The sequence below is a fragment of the Pauljensenia sp. C0254C2 genome, assembly GCF_056583835.1.
The window spans coordinates 1-13,497 of the sequence record NZ_JBWPJO010000018.1 but is presented as its reverse complement, the minus strand read 5'-3'; the positions used below and the strand labels follow the sequence as shown (position 1 = coordinate 13,497).

The following is a 13,497-nucleotide window of genomic DNA, read 5'->3' as shown; positions in this document are numbered from 1 at the left end:
TAAGGCCCTCACATGGAGGGTCTTAACTTATCCCCGCTAGCGCAGGGAATAGGTAAGCGGACGAAACCATTAGATTGAAAAAATCGGGGCATCCCCGCAAGTGCGGGGAAGCAGTCCGCTACTTCAAACGATAGTGGCAATAATGGGCGGTTGTCGAAACCCCACGGGTAGCTCTTGCCCGAGGTTTGGCCGCGCATGGCGCGGCCGGGTTCACGCGGGGCGTGTGCGGCCTGGCGTGTGGAAAACCGACACTCGCCTTGGTGTCGCATGTTTACCACAAGCCATGCCGACTGGCTTGCACCCAAGTGTGGACGGACGTGCCGCCCACAAATGTGCACAACCCCTATCGACCACGCGGGGCGTGGCCTCACTTCTTCTGAGCCACCTGTGGTGGCAACAAGGAGCGCGCGAGATTTGTTTAAGGCGTGCTAACCCGTTTGGGTTAGCACGCCTTTGTTCTTATTGCTCGTCCTTATCGAACGTGCTTGGGGTGAGCGCGTCGATCTTTCTCACCTTGGGTAGCTTCACTACGTCGAAGAACCCTGCAGCGTTTAGTTCACGCTTGGTCCAGCCCGCGTCAGTAGCTACCTTGTATGCGTCCTTGTAGGAAGATACGGCTTCTTCAAGTTGGATCATCGCTTGGCCGAGTTCGCGCACAGTGCGCTCCCTGTTCTCGTCTTGGTTCAACAGTTTGGCCACGGGATCGAATTGGTTTGACATTAAACGTGTTCCTTTCACTTCATGAAAAGCCAAGTGTTAATGGCTTCGTAAGCCACGTAGGTTGTGCGCGCACACACGCGCACAACCACCAAACCAAACCGAACCCACAACACGCTCGAACAAGCGCAGACGACAACTACTGGCAACGCGGCCACACACGCACACGACGCCTATCAAAAGCGATCGCGTCTCGCAGCGCAGCACTGCGCGCTTGCGCTTCACCATCGCAACACAAGGGGAGCCATCCACGCGCCTCGCCGTCGCACTCGCGCGCTCCACAACTCGCGCCGGAACGTATCGCAGACGCCGGTCACGCCACATCCATGTAGCTTGCACCCCACGCCAAGTAATCGCACACGGTGCGTTCACTGCGCCCTAGCGCACACAACAGTGTGCGCGGGAGCCCGGGGAGCAAGCTATATGATAATGGTACCATTATCAGGCTTGCAGGTAGACACGGGGTTCTACCTGGTGCACACTAGGAGTGTGATCCCTTCGGGTCGCTACGCTGAGGAGACTGTGAGTGATGAGCGAGTCGGACAAAGCCGGTGGGCGTCGCGTTGCACCGCGCAATGTTCGTCGCGCGCCTAAATCGATCGGCGGTGTTCAGCGTTCGTCGTTGCGTGTTCACTTAACAAGTAGTGAGCGGGCGTTGCTTGAAGCTAAGGCGAACAATCAAGGCTGGTCCTTGTCTCGTACTCTCGTCCATGCTGCGTTGCACCCAGCTTCGGCACAAGAAATTGATACCGACAATCTTGGCGAGGTTATTGGCGACTTGCGTGATTACCGTCGCAAGCTCACCGGCTTGGCGAACAACCTCAACCAGCTCACTCGCTACGCTCACGTCAAACAGGAGTTGCCTCAACATATTGATTACGTGCTCGGCCAAGTTGAGCGTAGCGTTGATGAGATCAACTATTTGCTTGCGAGTGTGCGCCGATGATGCCCAACATTGTTGATGGCGGCGACACTGGCGGCCTCATGCGCTACCTGGTTGGCCCTGGACGCGCGAACGAACACACAGAGCCGCACCTAGTGGCTGGGTCAAGCACCATCATGAACCGGTGGGGCGACTGGTCGGAACTCTCGCTTGCTCAAGCAAGCGAGATAGCGAACTACCTCGACTCGTTCATGCACGAGACCGAACGCTTCGTGCGCGGACCTATCCGCAAGTTTGATCCTGAGATAGGTAAGACGCGCGTCGTTGACTACGGTCCAAACCACGTGTGGCACTGTTCGTTGTCCCTGTCCCCCGATGAGGGTCCACTGTCTGAGGACAAGTGGGCAGCAATCGCGCGCGACTTCATGGACGAGATGGAGCTCACCGCCGCGTCGGGTAAGTCTGAGTGCCGGTGGGTTGCCATCCATCACGGCACATCCAAGAACGGTGGAGACCACATTCACATTGCCGCGAACATTGTTCGCGAAGATGGCACTAGGTGGAACTCCTGGAACGATCAACCGCGCAGCCAGCGCGCGTGCAACACGCTTGAGCACAAGTACGGACTGCGCATTGTTGAGTCGCGCGAACACGCGCGCAGCTCCAAGTGCGACAGTGCTCAAGCACTCAACGCTGCAGCACGGGAGGGCAAGCACGTGACCGACCGTGCCGCGCTGGAGTCACGCTTGCGCGCAGCGTCCAAGGCTGCGACTAGCGAGGTGGACTTCATTGCCCGCGCCCGTGACCTGGGCGTGAGGTTGCGCCCGCGCTTTGCTAAAGGACGCACCGACGTGGTGGTGGGATACTCCGCAGCGCTACACACTAAGCCGGGCGTCAAGACGCAATGGTATGCGGGCGGGTCCATCGCGCGTGACCTCACGCTTCGTGCGCTTCGTGAGCGTTGGCCCGACACTATCGAGTCCGCCACTGACGCTGTGGCCGCGTGGCAAGACGCCTGGAAGGGTATGCCCTTAGGAGGCGGGCGTCGCTCATACACGCGGGAGGAGTGGCTTGGTCACAAGCGCCGCCTGGAAATCTTCCGCGACGAGCTGAGCAAGGTTGATCCAACTGACCGGCTCGCGCTTGCTAACGCCACTAACGATGTGGCTGGGCTACTCGCGGCCGCCGCACACCAGGGCGAGTTGAGTGATGAGATGCGAGGCGCGTTGGACTACTGTGCGCGCCAAGTGGGGCGTAGCGCTCAACTCAAACACCGGCCCTCACAAAAGAGTGGGACAAGCCCGTGGGTTGTCCTTGGAGCGCAACTACTCAGTACTGCGATCACTCCAAAGAACAGTGAAGTCTCCTACGCGCTCGCCCTAGTGGCAACAATGGAGCTAGTAAAAACGTTGGCCGACCTATACCGGCAAGCTCAACAAACCAACACTGCGGCCGCGATGCTACGCGATGCGCAAGCAGTGTATGAGCGGGTACGCATGGAAGCCCCACACCTGCACGCCGAGCAGGTGCCATTGCAACAAGATGCGCTACCAGAGGCCGCGACCACACCGCAGCAAGCCCTTTCACCTGAGCAGATCATCGAGCTGGCACTGGCTGACGTAAGTGTAGGTGAACCCGCTCGCGAGGCCGAGAGTGAACGTACCGGCAAGCGCAACCCCTGGCTTGCCACTCCCCCAGGCTTTACCAGTCCAACAGAGCAGAGAGATAAGCCTACCGGTAATACCTATCGTGACTACATCGCTGAAATGTACCAAAACTTGACCTCGAATGACGACAGTGCTGGCAGTGATGACACGCCGAACCGTGAGCGGCCGCCACTACCCGGCATCGGGGAGGTCCCACAGATCAAAAAGGTCGGCCCCACCCGCCACCCAAACATGCCACCAACGTGGCTACCACCCAAGCGGGGGCAGTCCCGCTCCCGCTAGTGCGCGCACACCCTACGCGGTAGGTATGAGCAACGAAGAACAAACCCCAGACTTGTACTACCCCACCGTGGACGTGTTCGTGCGTAGTTTTCTTGTGCGCATCTACGACCGCGCCCTACCTAAAGGACGGATGACCTGGTGCCCACAATGGTGGAAACATGACGAAGCGGTCTACCGCCTACAAGCCTTATGGCTTGCCTGGGAGCACATGCGTGTCAACGACGGGCCAGTAGCATCTGCGCAGTGGCTGGTGAGCTACGCTGATCCAATCATGACGGTACTGCTCGACAATGACGGCCCCTTCAAAGGCTGTAGCGTCGAGAGTGGACATCGTGACCTGAGGCCTCACCCTGATGGGGAACTACCGTGCGAGCCAGCCGACCCTCAAGTTATCGCTCCGCGCGAATAATGACGAGCGGCCGACACCAGGTAGTGTCGGCCGCCGTCTCACTCGGTCTACATGTGGCGGGTCTGTACACGCACCGCCTTCTGGCTCGGCACGCGCGCGCGTGAAGCGTTCGTCTTACCGCTCTTGCGCGTGGCCAAGCGTGCGGGCTGGTGCAATCCCTTATCGGCCGTCATCGCCGCGCGCACCGCTTGCGGGTCCGCTCCCTTGTCGAGCAACGACTGAGCGTGCGCCTGTCGGGCCTGCATCGTATCCCACGCCGCCTCAGCCCCGCGCCCGGCCTGTCTGGCTTCGCTCATCTCCTTCACCGCCGTGTCTTCTGCACCCCCGCTAGACTCGCCCGCCTCTAGCTCCTGGCTCGCCTCGCGCCCCTCCCTGCCTTCAACGCGCGCCTCGTGCTGGGCGTGAACGGCCATGCCCCTAGCTTCGGCTTGCATCTGCTCAGCTGCTTTAATGTCGGGATAAATATCGCGCACCCGCTGCACGATATGAGCGTCCCCATCTAGCCACTGGGATAAATCTTCTTCCCAGAGACTATTAAGCCAATCTGGAGCAGTGTCCTTCTGCTCTTGCACGTAGTCCAAAATAGCTTCAGCCCGGCCCATCCCCACCATCTGATAGTCCCCGTCCTGATAGGCCCGGTATAACACTTCCTGCACAGCCGGTTTTAACTCGGCCGCGTCCTCCCCATCGAGGACGGGCGCGTCTCGGAGCGCCTCGTCCACGCTGGGCATATCACTTGGACTTGCCAGTGGGCCGTGAACGTCAATGCCCCACCGCTCTTTAGCCTCCCTCTCACACCTGCGCGCAGCTAACTCGGCCTGGGGGTCAATATCGCTAAACCTGCGTGCCACCCCATAAACGTAGGCCGCGTCATCTTCGACGGCGGTGTGCCACCACGTGTCGTTAAGCGCTTGCTCGTAAACCTTCTGAGCCAACAGCCGCTCATCCTCAATCGCCCTTCGCAACGCTCTCTCATGCTGGGCTGAGGACTGTTCAGCCTTGCGTAAGGCTTGTTCTCTGCGCATAGCCATGAAACGGCCCACCGCCATCGCTACCCGCCATGCGCGCACCATTTCCGCGCTGGTCTCATTCACCACTTGATCTGCCATAATATTCTCCCTTGATTACTTCACCGGCTGATAATCTTCCTGGTCCCAAAACGGGATCAGACGCACTAAGGTGGCTACCGCCCCAGAAGCGAACACCCACGCCCTGCCCTGGGGGAGAGCCTGCAAGTCCGACACGGTTGCAATGGGCCTTTGCTGGGAAGCTTTAGATGTCGAATACGACCGGCCCTGGCTTGAGCTAGAAATCTGGGTAGAGTCCACCCAATGTGTACCAATCAGTTCTGAGAGGTTGCGCAAGAATTCTGGCTCTGACACGCCACCGCCATACACCTTCACATTCGCGGCCGACCAGAGGGCCTTCATGCCCTTATCGCCCCACACGCGTTCGCCTTGACTCCACGACTGCAGCACCGTGTCAACGCACAGCCCGCGAGAACCAAAATGGGAATACTGGGAGGGTAGTTCATTCCACCGACACACGTTCGCCGCCTCGTCCAACTCGATCAGCATGGGGGTAGCTAACCTACCGCCAGGTTGGCTCGTGGCGTAGGCCGTGGCGGCTTCAACCACGGCCACAGTAAGCGGGGTGACAATCTGGGTTGCACTCCCGCGTCCTTCCTGCGATAAGCAATACAAGGTTTGCTTGGTCTTAACAAACTTGCGTGGGTCAAACTCAGGCACACCCTCCGCTGGGGTGACCCACCGCATCAGGCGCGTGTTATTCAAAAAGTGCATGATCCGCACCGCGCCGCCATACACACTGCCGCGCGTTTCAGCAGGCATACCCATGAACCCTTCCAGGCTGGTAGCGGCCTTAAGCAGATCATCTCGCACATCTTCCGCAGCACCCTCGCCAGCTAACTTGCGTAGCAAAAGAACCGGCTCATCATTGGTCTGGTCAGCCAGCCACGCATGCAAAGCGGTGAGTGGCTTGCCTGCTGTGGCTGCCGCCAGCAGCATCGGGGCGATCAGTTGGCACGCCCACTGATCCCACATGTCGTTGCCATCCTTATTCGACACGTCCTCAGCAGATAAAAACATGTCCGCCAACGCGCCTGCCTGCACATAATCAGTTACGTACGACAGCGGGTTCCACCACCACGACTGTTGTTGCCCAGCGAGGCCTTGGGGGTCAAACACCCACGTTTGCTCACCTGTGGCCTGGGCTCGGCGCGGGCGGGTCTCATCTACTATGTCGCGCTTGTTAGACGTGGCAACAACCGCGCCTGGAGCAGCGAAAATGCGGGGCACCACCCACGAGGTCGTCTTACCTGTACGTGGGCCTGCAATAGTGATGCACACGTCCTCAAACGAGGACATCACCGCCATGTCACCCGCCACAGTGCGCCCCACCGGAAACCCGAGGCCGCCACTGACGCCTAAACGCTTCGCTTTAGCGGCCAGAGCCGCCTTCGTGATCGGCTCAATATCTTTGCCCCTACCAGCCCACTTCGCCGCCTCATCACCACGCCTAGAACGCTTAGAGCGGCGCGAAAGCGCCACCACCAGAGCGGTGAGGACAAGAACGATTAGGACACCCCCTACCCCGCCAATCCACCCATACACCTCGCCGGTCGGGTCAAGCCGGCCAGTACACACCTCGATCATGAGACTCAACGGGTTCCACGAAACCCCCTCAACCCCACGCGCCAGCGCCCACGCGTGCGCGCCAAGAGTGATAAGCAGGCTGGCAACGCTCACAATGGCGATAAACAAGGCCATTACAACAGTGGACGGTTCCCACGTTGACACATCATCGCGCCAACTCATCTTCTCTTGTTCCACCTTTGGTTCGTATCCGACAAGGCCGCCTCGCCAGCCACGAAACGTACCTGGAACGGTGTGCCTGGAGCGTTGGAGGTTTTCAACATGAACTTACCCATGCCAAGGGGCGGGGCGTCCCTACCCGTAGTGGGGTCATACGTGCCCGGAGCGTTCCACGAAGTGAGCATCGACTTTTCCTTCTCAGTCAAAGCAAACACGCCCTCCAACAGCTCCATCTCACGAGCAGGAAGGCCACCCAAAAACAGCATTTTGGACCGCTCTACAAACCCCAGGGCTTTGAGCCGGTCGGCCGGCGAAGCTAAAGCATCAAAATCAGCCATCGAGTGCGTGACCATAAGCTGACCCACACCAACCGTGCGGTTCAGACGAGTCAGAGAGTCAATACGCTCAACCAAGCCCGATGAGGCGCGCAAGATACGCCACAACTCATCCATGACAATCTTGTAACGCCTGCGCGGGGCAACGCCCGCGTCAGCCAGTGTCTGCGCAATCTCCACGGTCGCAAACCCGTAAGACCACGTAGCAAGCAACAACGCGGCTTGTAGGTCCTCTGAGGCTTCCTTAAACGCCGACACGTCAAACACAACGGAGCGGTCCATCATCATCGGCGTGGTTGTCTCCACCGCGAACAGTCCGCCAAAACGGCCCGACAATAAAGCCATGAGAGAGGCTTCCAAACTCTCAGTGACCGCCCTGTAGTGGTTAATATCGCCGCGATCAAGTGCGGCTGCGCGTAGCTCATCTGGAGCGGTGCGCACCACTTCTAACAAATCAGCTAACACTACCGGCCGATCAAAGGTCTCCAAAATACGGATGGCCTCGTCAACAATCGTCTCCTCCCTATCCGAGGGCGGCGTGCGACGAATAATGTGGATCAGCGAGCACACCATGTCTTTCTTACGCTCATGAGCTGCAGCCAGGAGCTTGTCTCGGTCCTCAAACTTGCCTGCTGCTTCCAACAACTCCACAGCCTGGCCAACATTTCCAGCATCGAGCGGGTTAATGCCCGCACCACCATGCTCAATACTGATGACCTGCCCGCCAAGGGCTTCAATCAAAGCCACATAGTCTGGCTTAATGTCGCCCAGAACCATCGTGTGTACTCCGAACCCGGCCGAGGCGGTAATCATGCGCCGAACCAGGGACGACTTACCCAAACCATTCAACCCCAGCACCATTGCCGACGGGGCACTAATCAAACCGCGCTCAAACCATGAGATTTCGTCGGCGCACACTGCGCCACCGCCGTGCAACGCACGGCCAAGGGGCGCTCCTACTAAAGCCGTGTTCGAACCCACGATGAAAGGGAAAAGTCCGCACACCTGTTTGGACGTGGCACGCCACGGCTGGATAACCGGATGATTAGCTACCGTGCCAGAACCAGGCCTGCCCCTACTACCAGTAGTAGAGCTTGTGAAAAGGGCTGATACCAAGTCGGTTACAAACGCCACGACTACCAGCCTCCAGACAATGCTTGCGAAGCGGGGCGAAGCCCCAAAGGCAAGCCGAGCGCGAACGCGCTATCTTGCGCACCATAAGCTGGGCGCACCAAAAGGCGTGAAGAAGCGGCCAGTGCCTGGACCGCGCTAGAAGTATCATCGAGCTCATCACCGCTAGTTGTGGCACTAATAATCAGCGCGAAATCCAACAAGCCCGCGCCCGATGCTTCCTCATCTGCCACCTGCTGGGCTGCGCGAAGCTCCCTGCGCGCAGTAGCGGTAGGGCGAGGCGTGTTCTCCACCCGTGCCGCTGCGCGGTTCACATCCGCATCCGCCGCTCCTGGAGCCTTCGCCGCGTCCAAAGGCCGGTAAACAATCGTCACGCGCTTGCGCTGAACGTCACGAGAGGGCTCTAAAATCTTGCGTAGCACGCCCGATTGGACGTATCCGCGCGCGGGCCGCGACATTACCCACGTGCGTGAAAGACCAGAATCATGCCGGTAATGATCCCACTGGGCCACCGCCCTCATAGGTCCGGCATCCTCCCACGTCAAAGCCACTTGTTCACCCGCGTTCGCTGCCTGCTCAAACAAGGCTTCACTCGCCGGATCGTAAGCCACGCGCGTGAGCTGACACACCTCACGCGCGGTCAAAAGATGCACTCCGCCCGCGCCCGTGCCCATCAGCGTTTGAGTAAGACCGGGCAAGTCCGAAGAAATACGTGAAACAACTTGTGTGCGCTTCTTAGCCGAAGCGCCCATCTTGGACGGGTCAAACGTGATCGTAATCCACGCGCGCACCCGCGCCGCGCCCTGCCCATAATCATCGACCACGCGGGTCAGAATCTGGCGGGCTACCAGTGGGGCTTGCTCGCTCATGCGCGCACCCACCTCACGGCGAAGCCTATCCCCACTATCAGGAATCGTCTCCACACATACGCTGGCCTGGGCCACGCCCATTTGGCCGCCCAAGTCGCCAAGCCACATGCCCCACAATGCCACCTGGTGATCTACCGTGTCCTGGTCGGTCAGCCCGCCTCCCTCCGGTGAGACAGACAAGACCACGCTCAGCGTGCCATCCCCATGCTCAATCAGCCCGTAGGGCCGCTCATAGGAGTCCTTATGCTCACTAAGACGCGAAGGGCTTAACATTCCTGGCAAGTGGCACTTACCCTGCGTAGGATCAACCGCAAGGCCGCCAGAAGCGTGAATGTTTGACTTCCTACGCGCAGCCCGTCGAAACCGCATCTTTTGCCCAATCCTTTCTAAAACCGATACTCCGTGCACGTCGCGCGTAATCGCAAGCAACACCGCGCCTGACCACAACACGGCCACAAGCGCACCCAGCATCACGCCTTTAGACATGGCCACCACCGAAACCACGGCTAGGCCAAGCAAAATAATCAAGGACTCACCAAAACCGAGCTTTCCGAAACCTGCCCGGCGTGGAACCCGCCAGTTACCATAAGTGCGGACCTTTACCGCCTCATCACTCACCGCTGAGCCTCCTGCCCGCCACTAGGCCCGCCAGAAGAGCCACCACTCGTATCTGCCGCGTCACTAGCACCCGATGGAGCCGAACCAGCAGTGGTCCCGTCCGCGCCGTCTTGTCCACTAGCTCCCGTCTGGCCGCTAGCTCCAGACGGGCCTGCCGCACCGTCTTGACCGTTAGAACCACTAGCTCCTGCCGGGCCAGAAGCTCCAGGCGAACTATTCTCACCACCGCCACTAGGACCCCCCGAAACCGCGCTATTAACCGCCCCGTGAGCTGATTGGGCTACGCCAAGGGCAGCGCCTGCCACTTCGGTAGCACCACCACTCGCGGCCGCTCCCGCACCTCGCGCGACAGTCATCGCGCCAGTAGCCAAAACAGCGCCCACACCTGCACCAGCACCGCCGCCACCGCCACTACTGAGCGCTTCGGTGGCCGGAACCATGAAAGTAATCAGTGCGGGCAACGACAGCACCGCCAAAATAAGCATGATTACCCCGGTAATGAAACGAGTTAGCTCATCACCATCTGCAATAGACCACGACTCGCCCTGCACCAACTTGATCGCCACCGCGTAAATAATTGACGCGGCCGGTTTGAACATTAAGAACGCGAAAAACCAGGCGATGATCTTGCCTAACCACGCCCTACCCCACTTGGTAGAAAACGTAGCCGCCGCCAAAGGCATGATCCCAACCAGCAAAATCAGCATCGATGAGCGGATAAACATCAGGCCGACCTGGACCATGTTTGCCAACAGTGCGCCCAAACCACCCACGATCAAAACCGTTAAACCTAGGCTGCCGGTAATGCCAGTAACGTTTAGAATCTTGCCGCCAAACTGGCCTGCATCACCCTCCACGGCCAAGCCAATAACCCACGTGGAGAACTCATCTGAAGCCTCCACCAAAAGCTGACCTGCGCCAACAGAAACGCTTGAAACCAACGCCAGAGCCAACAAGCCTTGCAAGACGTTCATCGCCCCCTCCCCGCGCTTAGACAAGGACAAATGAATACCAGCCACCACAAACGAGCCGATAGCTAAAGCCAGTACGAGAAGGCGAGTGGTGGAATGGATAAAACCAACCGCAGAATCGGCTCCAGTCAGGCTAGGTGTGCCAACGCCTATCCATGCCGTGCCCACCTTCACCAAAGTGGCCGACACATCTTGAATGATGTTGAACGCCCACTGGGCAATAATGCTCTCACTCGCCTCAGACACGGCCTCATTAATGTTGCAAGACAGCTCCCAAAAATGACACATTTACGCGCCCCACTCCACAAACCCTTCTAAAGGAAGCGAATCAATAACCCGCTCACCCCAAGAATCAGTAGATGGAGCCTCCACCTTCCAATCCCCGTCCTGCCAAACCAGCACCACCGGGAACCCCGCGATCTTGTCAGGGAAAGCCACATGCGAAACAGCGAGAACTACCATCGCGTTATCAGGCCCGCGATCTTCATACTTAAACCCGCGAATAGTCAAAGGCGAACCAGTCTCGCCTTGCCATTCGGCCTTAATCTGGGACTCCAACCGGTCCCGATTAGACCCTGCAGCCATGAGAGTGGGAACCACCTCATCGAGCTGTTCCTTAGATGAAAACCAAGTAAGGAAGTTAGCAGCCGCAAGAATCGCACCAGACGGGTTATGCGCAAAACAATGCGACACGCCCTCCGTCACGCCCGGCCCATACCCGTCAATACTGGGCACCTGAATACGAGCGCCACCATCCACTGGCACAGACGGCAATGCCGAAGTTGGAACCACCCGGTCACGGGCAACAAGCCCGCACACCGAATCAGACTCAGCCCGAGTTGCCTCCTCAGCTGAACCAGACTGGGCTGCGCCCCCACTTACCTGCGTCGTAGATGAGACTTCAACAGGCTTATCACCACCGGGTTTGTCAGTGTTCTCGCGGGTAAACAATAAGAACGCCAGTCCCACGATCAAAGCGACAACCAGCAAGGCAGAAACAATAAACCCTGGGCGGACCAGAGTATTAACCGCCTTTTCTTCCCCCGCCATTACAGCAATGCTTTCGCCAGAGCCGCAGCCGCTGCGATCACGACCGCCCCCATAATCACAAACCCGATACGGCGCACGTTCTCATTACCCATGCCGCGCTCATTAGAAACCGCCAGCATAATGCCGCCAACAATGAAGCCCACAATCACCGTTGCCCCGGCAATCCACATAAGCCAGTTCAAAATCGTCTGGACCCGCGCCTCCACGCCCGGTGGAGCCACAGGAACCGGGTTCAACTCCAAACCTGCCAAACCCGCAAACAGGCGTGCCTTGCCCGCACCAATCAGGGCAGCGCCCTTAGAAAAAACAGTCATTAAACTTCCTTTCCAATCAAAGACAAATCTTTCAACACCTTGCGAACCTCACGCGAAGGTGGAGCCTGCCACGCCAGTTGCGAACGCCAAGCGGGCTGGAACGAAACCAGCCACACGCGCGGGAACGCTCCCTCTACTCGCCTGCGTAGCTCCACCAGCTCTTTCACTGGCCTACCCGGCGCGTCGGCAGACAAGACCAAGCCTGCCAGCTCCACTCGCTCTACCTGGCCAGAAGCCCACTGGATAGCCGCCGACTGCGCGGCGCGAAGCCCCACATAACTATTGCGAGCTACCACCACTGCGCGGGTAAACCCACTCGAATCAGGCCAAGACACGCCAGCATCGCCCGCGCCAAGAAGCCTCGCCCACGACGTGGCCCCAGCCCCACCATGAGCGGCAACCACCCACAGCGGACACTCCTGGCCCTGAGCCGACACAATCGGCAACCCGCCCGTCATCGACACCTGCGCGCCCGGCTTCCACACACGCACCCGCTCCGGCCGTACCGGCGCGGGCGCCTTTACTGGCGCAACAGGCGGACTAGCCCACGGATTTGCTTCACTCATGTGCGCTCCCTTCTACGTACTACGTAGAACGTGCGCACACACCCAAAACAAGGACGAGAAATGACCGCCTGGCCACCGATTACCATCACCCAAAACACTGACGGCACCATCACCATCGCCAGCGCGGGCATCACCCAAACCCAACTACCACCAGGGCCAACCGTTCACCGGCAAGCCATGAACATAGCAGCCTCCATCGCGGCCCACTACGGGCGCACCCTCCCCGTCAAAGCAACCGGCCCAGAGGGCACCTACCACATGAGCGTCCACCCAAACGGAGACATAGACACCCACCACACCCCAGATCAGAGCGACAGCACACAAACCCCCACCACCACCACCAATGCCAGCAATGCTGGCATTGGTGGCACCCGTGAACACGACGAGCTGACCCACACCCAGCTCCTGCCCCAAACCCTGCACAAACAAGCCAGCCTTCCACCCCAAGTCCACGCACAACCGGTGATCTCAGAAGAAGCAGATGACCAAGAGCCTCAAAACGTAAAAGAGGAAACGCTAGCAGAAGAACCAGAACCTGCAACGCACAAGCTGGGTGAAAGCATGGATAAGCCGAGCCGAATCAAACGGTTAAAGCTCATCGCGTACGCGCTCATCATCCTCATTACGCTAGCGACCATATTCAGCCTGCCACGGCTACACCCAGGCAGCGGAAAACCAAGCGAACCAACCAGGCAGCCAAGCGGCCCGGTTTCGACTCAAAAAACCGACAAACCCACTAAGCCCGCCCCGGCCCCTGAGCCAGAACCGCAATCAGCACCCCAACCGGAACCTGAGCCAACGCCAACACCTGCCCCGGCTCCCGAACCCGAACCTGAGCCAACGCCAACACC

13 protein-coding genes are annotated in these 13,497 nt (G+C 59.0%); 4 read left to right on the top strand and 9 right to left on the bottom strand.

Annotation, left to right across the window (positions count from 1 at the left end; translation table 11 throughout):
* Window positions 1-459 precede the first annotated feature (459 nt).
* A complete protein-coding gene (locus tag AC1DA5_RS09935; RefSeq protein WP_480290111.1) occupies window positions 460-720 on the bottom strand; it encodes a hypothetical protein in 261 nt (86 codons plus the stop codon).
* Window positions 721-1,246: 526 nt separating this feature from the next.
* Here AC1DA5_RS09935 and mobC point away from each other — a divergent pair.
* The 3 genes from mobC to AC1DA5_RS09920 are packed head-to-tail and all read left to right on the top strand — an operon-like array spanning window position 1,247 to window position 3,958.
* On the top strand, window positions 1,247-1,663 hold the full coding sequence (mobC, locus tag AC1DA5_RS09930) for a plasmid mobilization relaxosome protein MobC (protein WP_480290109.1): 417 nt from the start codon (window positions 1,247-1,249) through the stop codon (window positions 1,661-1,663).
* Window positions 1,660-3,549: a relaxase/mobilization nuclease domain-containing protein gene (locus tag AC1DA5_RS09925; protein ID WP_480290107.1), complete on the top strand. Its 1,890-nt coding sequence runs from the start codon at window positions 1,660-1,662 to the stop codon at window positions 3,547-3,549. The genes mobC and AC1DA5_RS09925 overlap by 4 nt, the downstream gene beginning before the upstream one ends.
* Before the next feature lie 25 nt (window positions 3,550-3,574).
* Window positions 3,575-3,958 carry a DUF4913 domain-containing protein gene (locus AC1DA5_RS09920; protein ID WP_480290105.1) on the top strand — a complete coding sequence of 128 codons (384 nt, stop codon included), beginning with the start codon at window positions 3,575-3,577 and terminating at the stop codon, window positions 3,956-3,958.
* A 47-nt stretch (window positions 3,959-4,005) separates the two neighbouring features.
* Here the strand turns inward: AC1DA5_RS09920 and AC1DA5_RS09915 are convergent, their stop codons facing one another.
* The 8 genes from AC1DA5_RS09915 to AC1DA5_RS09880 all read right to left on the bottom strand — a co-directional run bounded on the left by AC1DA5_RS09915 (window position 4,006) and on the right by AC1DA5_RS09880 (window position 12,646).
* A complete protein-coding gene (locus AC1DA5_RS09915; protein ID WP_480290103.1) occupies window positions 4,006-5,067 on the bottom strand; it encodes a hypothetical protein in 1,062 nt (353 codons plus the stop codon).
* Window positions 5,068-5,082: 15 nt separating this feature from the next.
* Window positions 5,083-6,795: a type IV secretory system conjugative DNA transfer family protein gene (locus tag AC1DA5_RS09910; protein ID WP_480290102.1), complete on the bottom strand. Its 1,713-nt coding sequence runs from the start codon at window positions 6,793-6,795 to the stop codon at window positions 5,083-5,085.
* Complete coding sequence (locus AC1DA5_RS09905; RefSeq protein ID WP_480290100.1) at window positions 6,792-8,108, bottom strand: ATP/GTP-binding protein; 1,317 nt, start codon at window positions 8,106-8,108, stop codon at window positions 6,792-6,794. The genes AC1DA5_RS09910 and AC1DA5_RS09905 overlap by 4 nt, the downstream gene beginning before the upstream one ends.
* A 155-nt stretch (window positions 8,109-8,263) precedes the next feature.
* On the bottom strand, window positions 8,264-9,745 hold the full coding sequence (locus tag AC1DA5_RS09900; protein ID WP_480290099.1) for an SCO6880 family protein: 1,482 nt from the start codon (window positions 9,743-9,745) through the stop codon (window positions 8,264-8,266).
* Window positions 9,742-11,004: a collagen-like triple helix repeat-containing protein gene (locus tag AC1DA5_RS09895; protein ID WP_480290097.1), complete on the bottom strand. Its 1,263-nt coding sequence runs from the start codon at window positions 11,002-11,004 to the stop codon at window positions 9,742-9,744. The genes AC1DA5_RS09900 and AC1DA5_RS09895 overlap by 4 nt, the downstream gene beginning before the upstream one ends.
* Window positions 11,005-11,766, bottom strand: coding sequence for a DUF8175 domain-containg protein (locus tag AC1DA5_RS09890; protein ID WP_480290095.1), 762 nt, complete (start codon window positions 11,764-11,766; stop codon window positions 11,005-11,007).
* Window positions 11,766-12,080 (bottom strand): hypothetical protein, encoded by a 315-nt coding sequence (locus AC1DA5_RS09885; RefSeq protein WP_480290094.1) that lies wholly within the window; start codon window positions 12,078-12,080, stop codon window positions 11,766-11,768. Before AC1DA5_RS09885 ends, AC1DA5_RS09890 begins: the two co-directional genes overlap by 1 nt.
* A complete protein-coding gene (locus AC1DA5_RS09880) occupies window positions 12,080-12,646 on the bottom strand; it encodes a DUF6668 family protein (RefSeq protein ID WP_480290092.1) in 567 nt (188 codons plus the stop codon). Before AC1DA5_RS09880 ends, AC1DA5_RS09885 begins: the two co-directional genes overlap by 1 nt.
* 60 nt (window positions 12,647-12,706) lie before the next feature.
* Here AC1DA5_RS09880 and AC1DA5_RS09875 point away from each other — a divergent pair.
* Window positions 12,707-13,497: hypothetical protein (locus AC1DA5_RS09875; RefSeq protein WP_480290090.1), on the top strand; the 791-nt coding region annotated here is incomplete at its 3' end.

Coding starts and splice junctions, on each gene's coding strand:
- AC1DA5_RS09895 (WP_480290097.1), bottom strand. CDS start 11,004: ATGTGTCATTTTTGGGAGCTGTCTTGCAACATTAATGAGGCCGTGTCT.
- AC1DA5_RS09910 (WP_480290102.1), bottom strand. CDS start 6,795: ATGAGTTGGCGCGATGATGTGTCAACGTGGGAACCGTCCACTGTTGTA.
- AC1DA5_RS09890 (WP_480290095.1), bottom strand. CDS start 11,766: ATGGCGGGGGAAGAAAAGGCGGTTAATACTCTGGTCCGCCCAGGGTTT.
- AC1DA5_RS09925 (WP_480290107.1), top strand. CDS start 1,660: ATGATGCCCAACATTGTTGATGGCGGCGACACTGGCGGCCTCATGCGC.
- AC1DA5_RS09885 (WP_480290094.1), bottom strand. CDS start 12,080: ATGACTGTTTTTTCTAAGGGCGCTGCCCTGATTGGTGCGGGCAAGGCA.
- AC1DA5_RS09915 (WP_480290103.1), bottom strand. CDS start 5,067: ATGGCAGATCAAGTGGTGAATGAGACCAGCGCGGAAATGGTGCGCGCA.
- mobC (WP_480290109.1), top strand. CDS start 1,247: ATGAGCGAGTCGGACAAAGCCGGTGGGCGTCGCGTTGCACCGCGCAAT.
- AC1DA5_RS09880 (WP_480290092.1), bottom strand. CDS start 12,646: ATGAGTGAAGCAAATCCGTGGGCTAGTCCGCCTGTTGCGCCAGTAAAG.
- AC1DA5_RS09935 (WP_480290111.1), bottom strand. CDS start 720: ATGTCAAACCAATTCGATCCCGTGGCCAAACTGTTGAACCAAGACGAG.
- AC1DA5_RS09920 (WP_480290105.1), top strand. CDS start 3,575: ATGAGCAACGAAGAACAAACCCCAGACTTGTACTACCCCACCGTGGAC.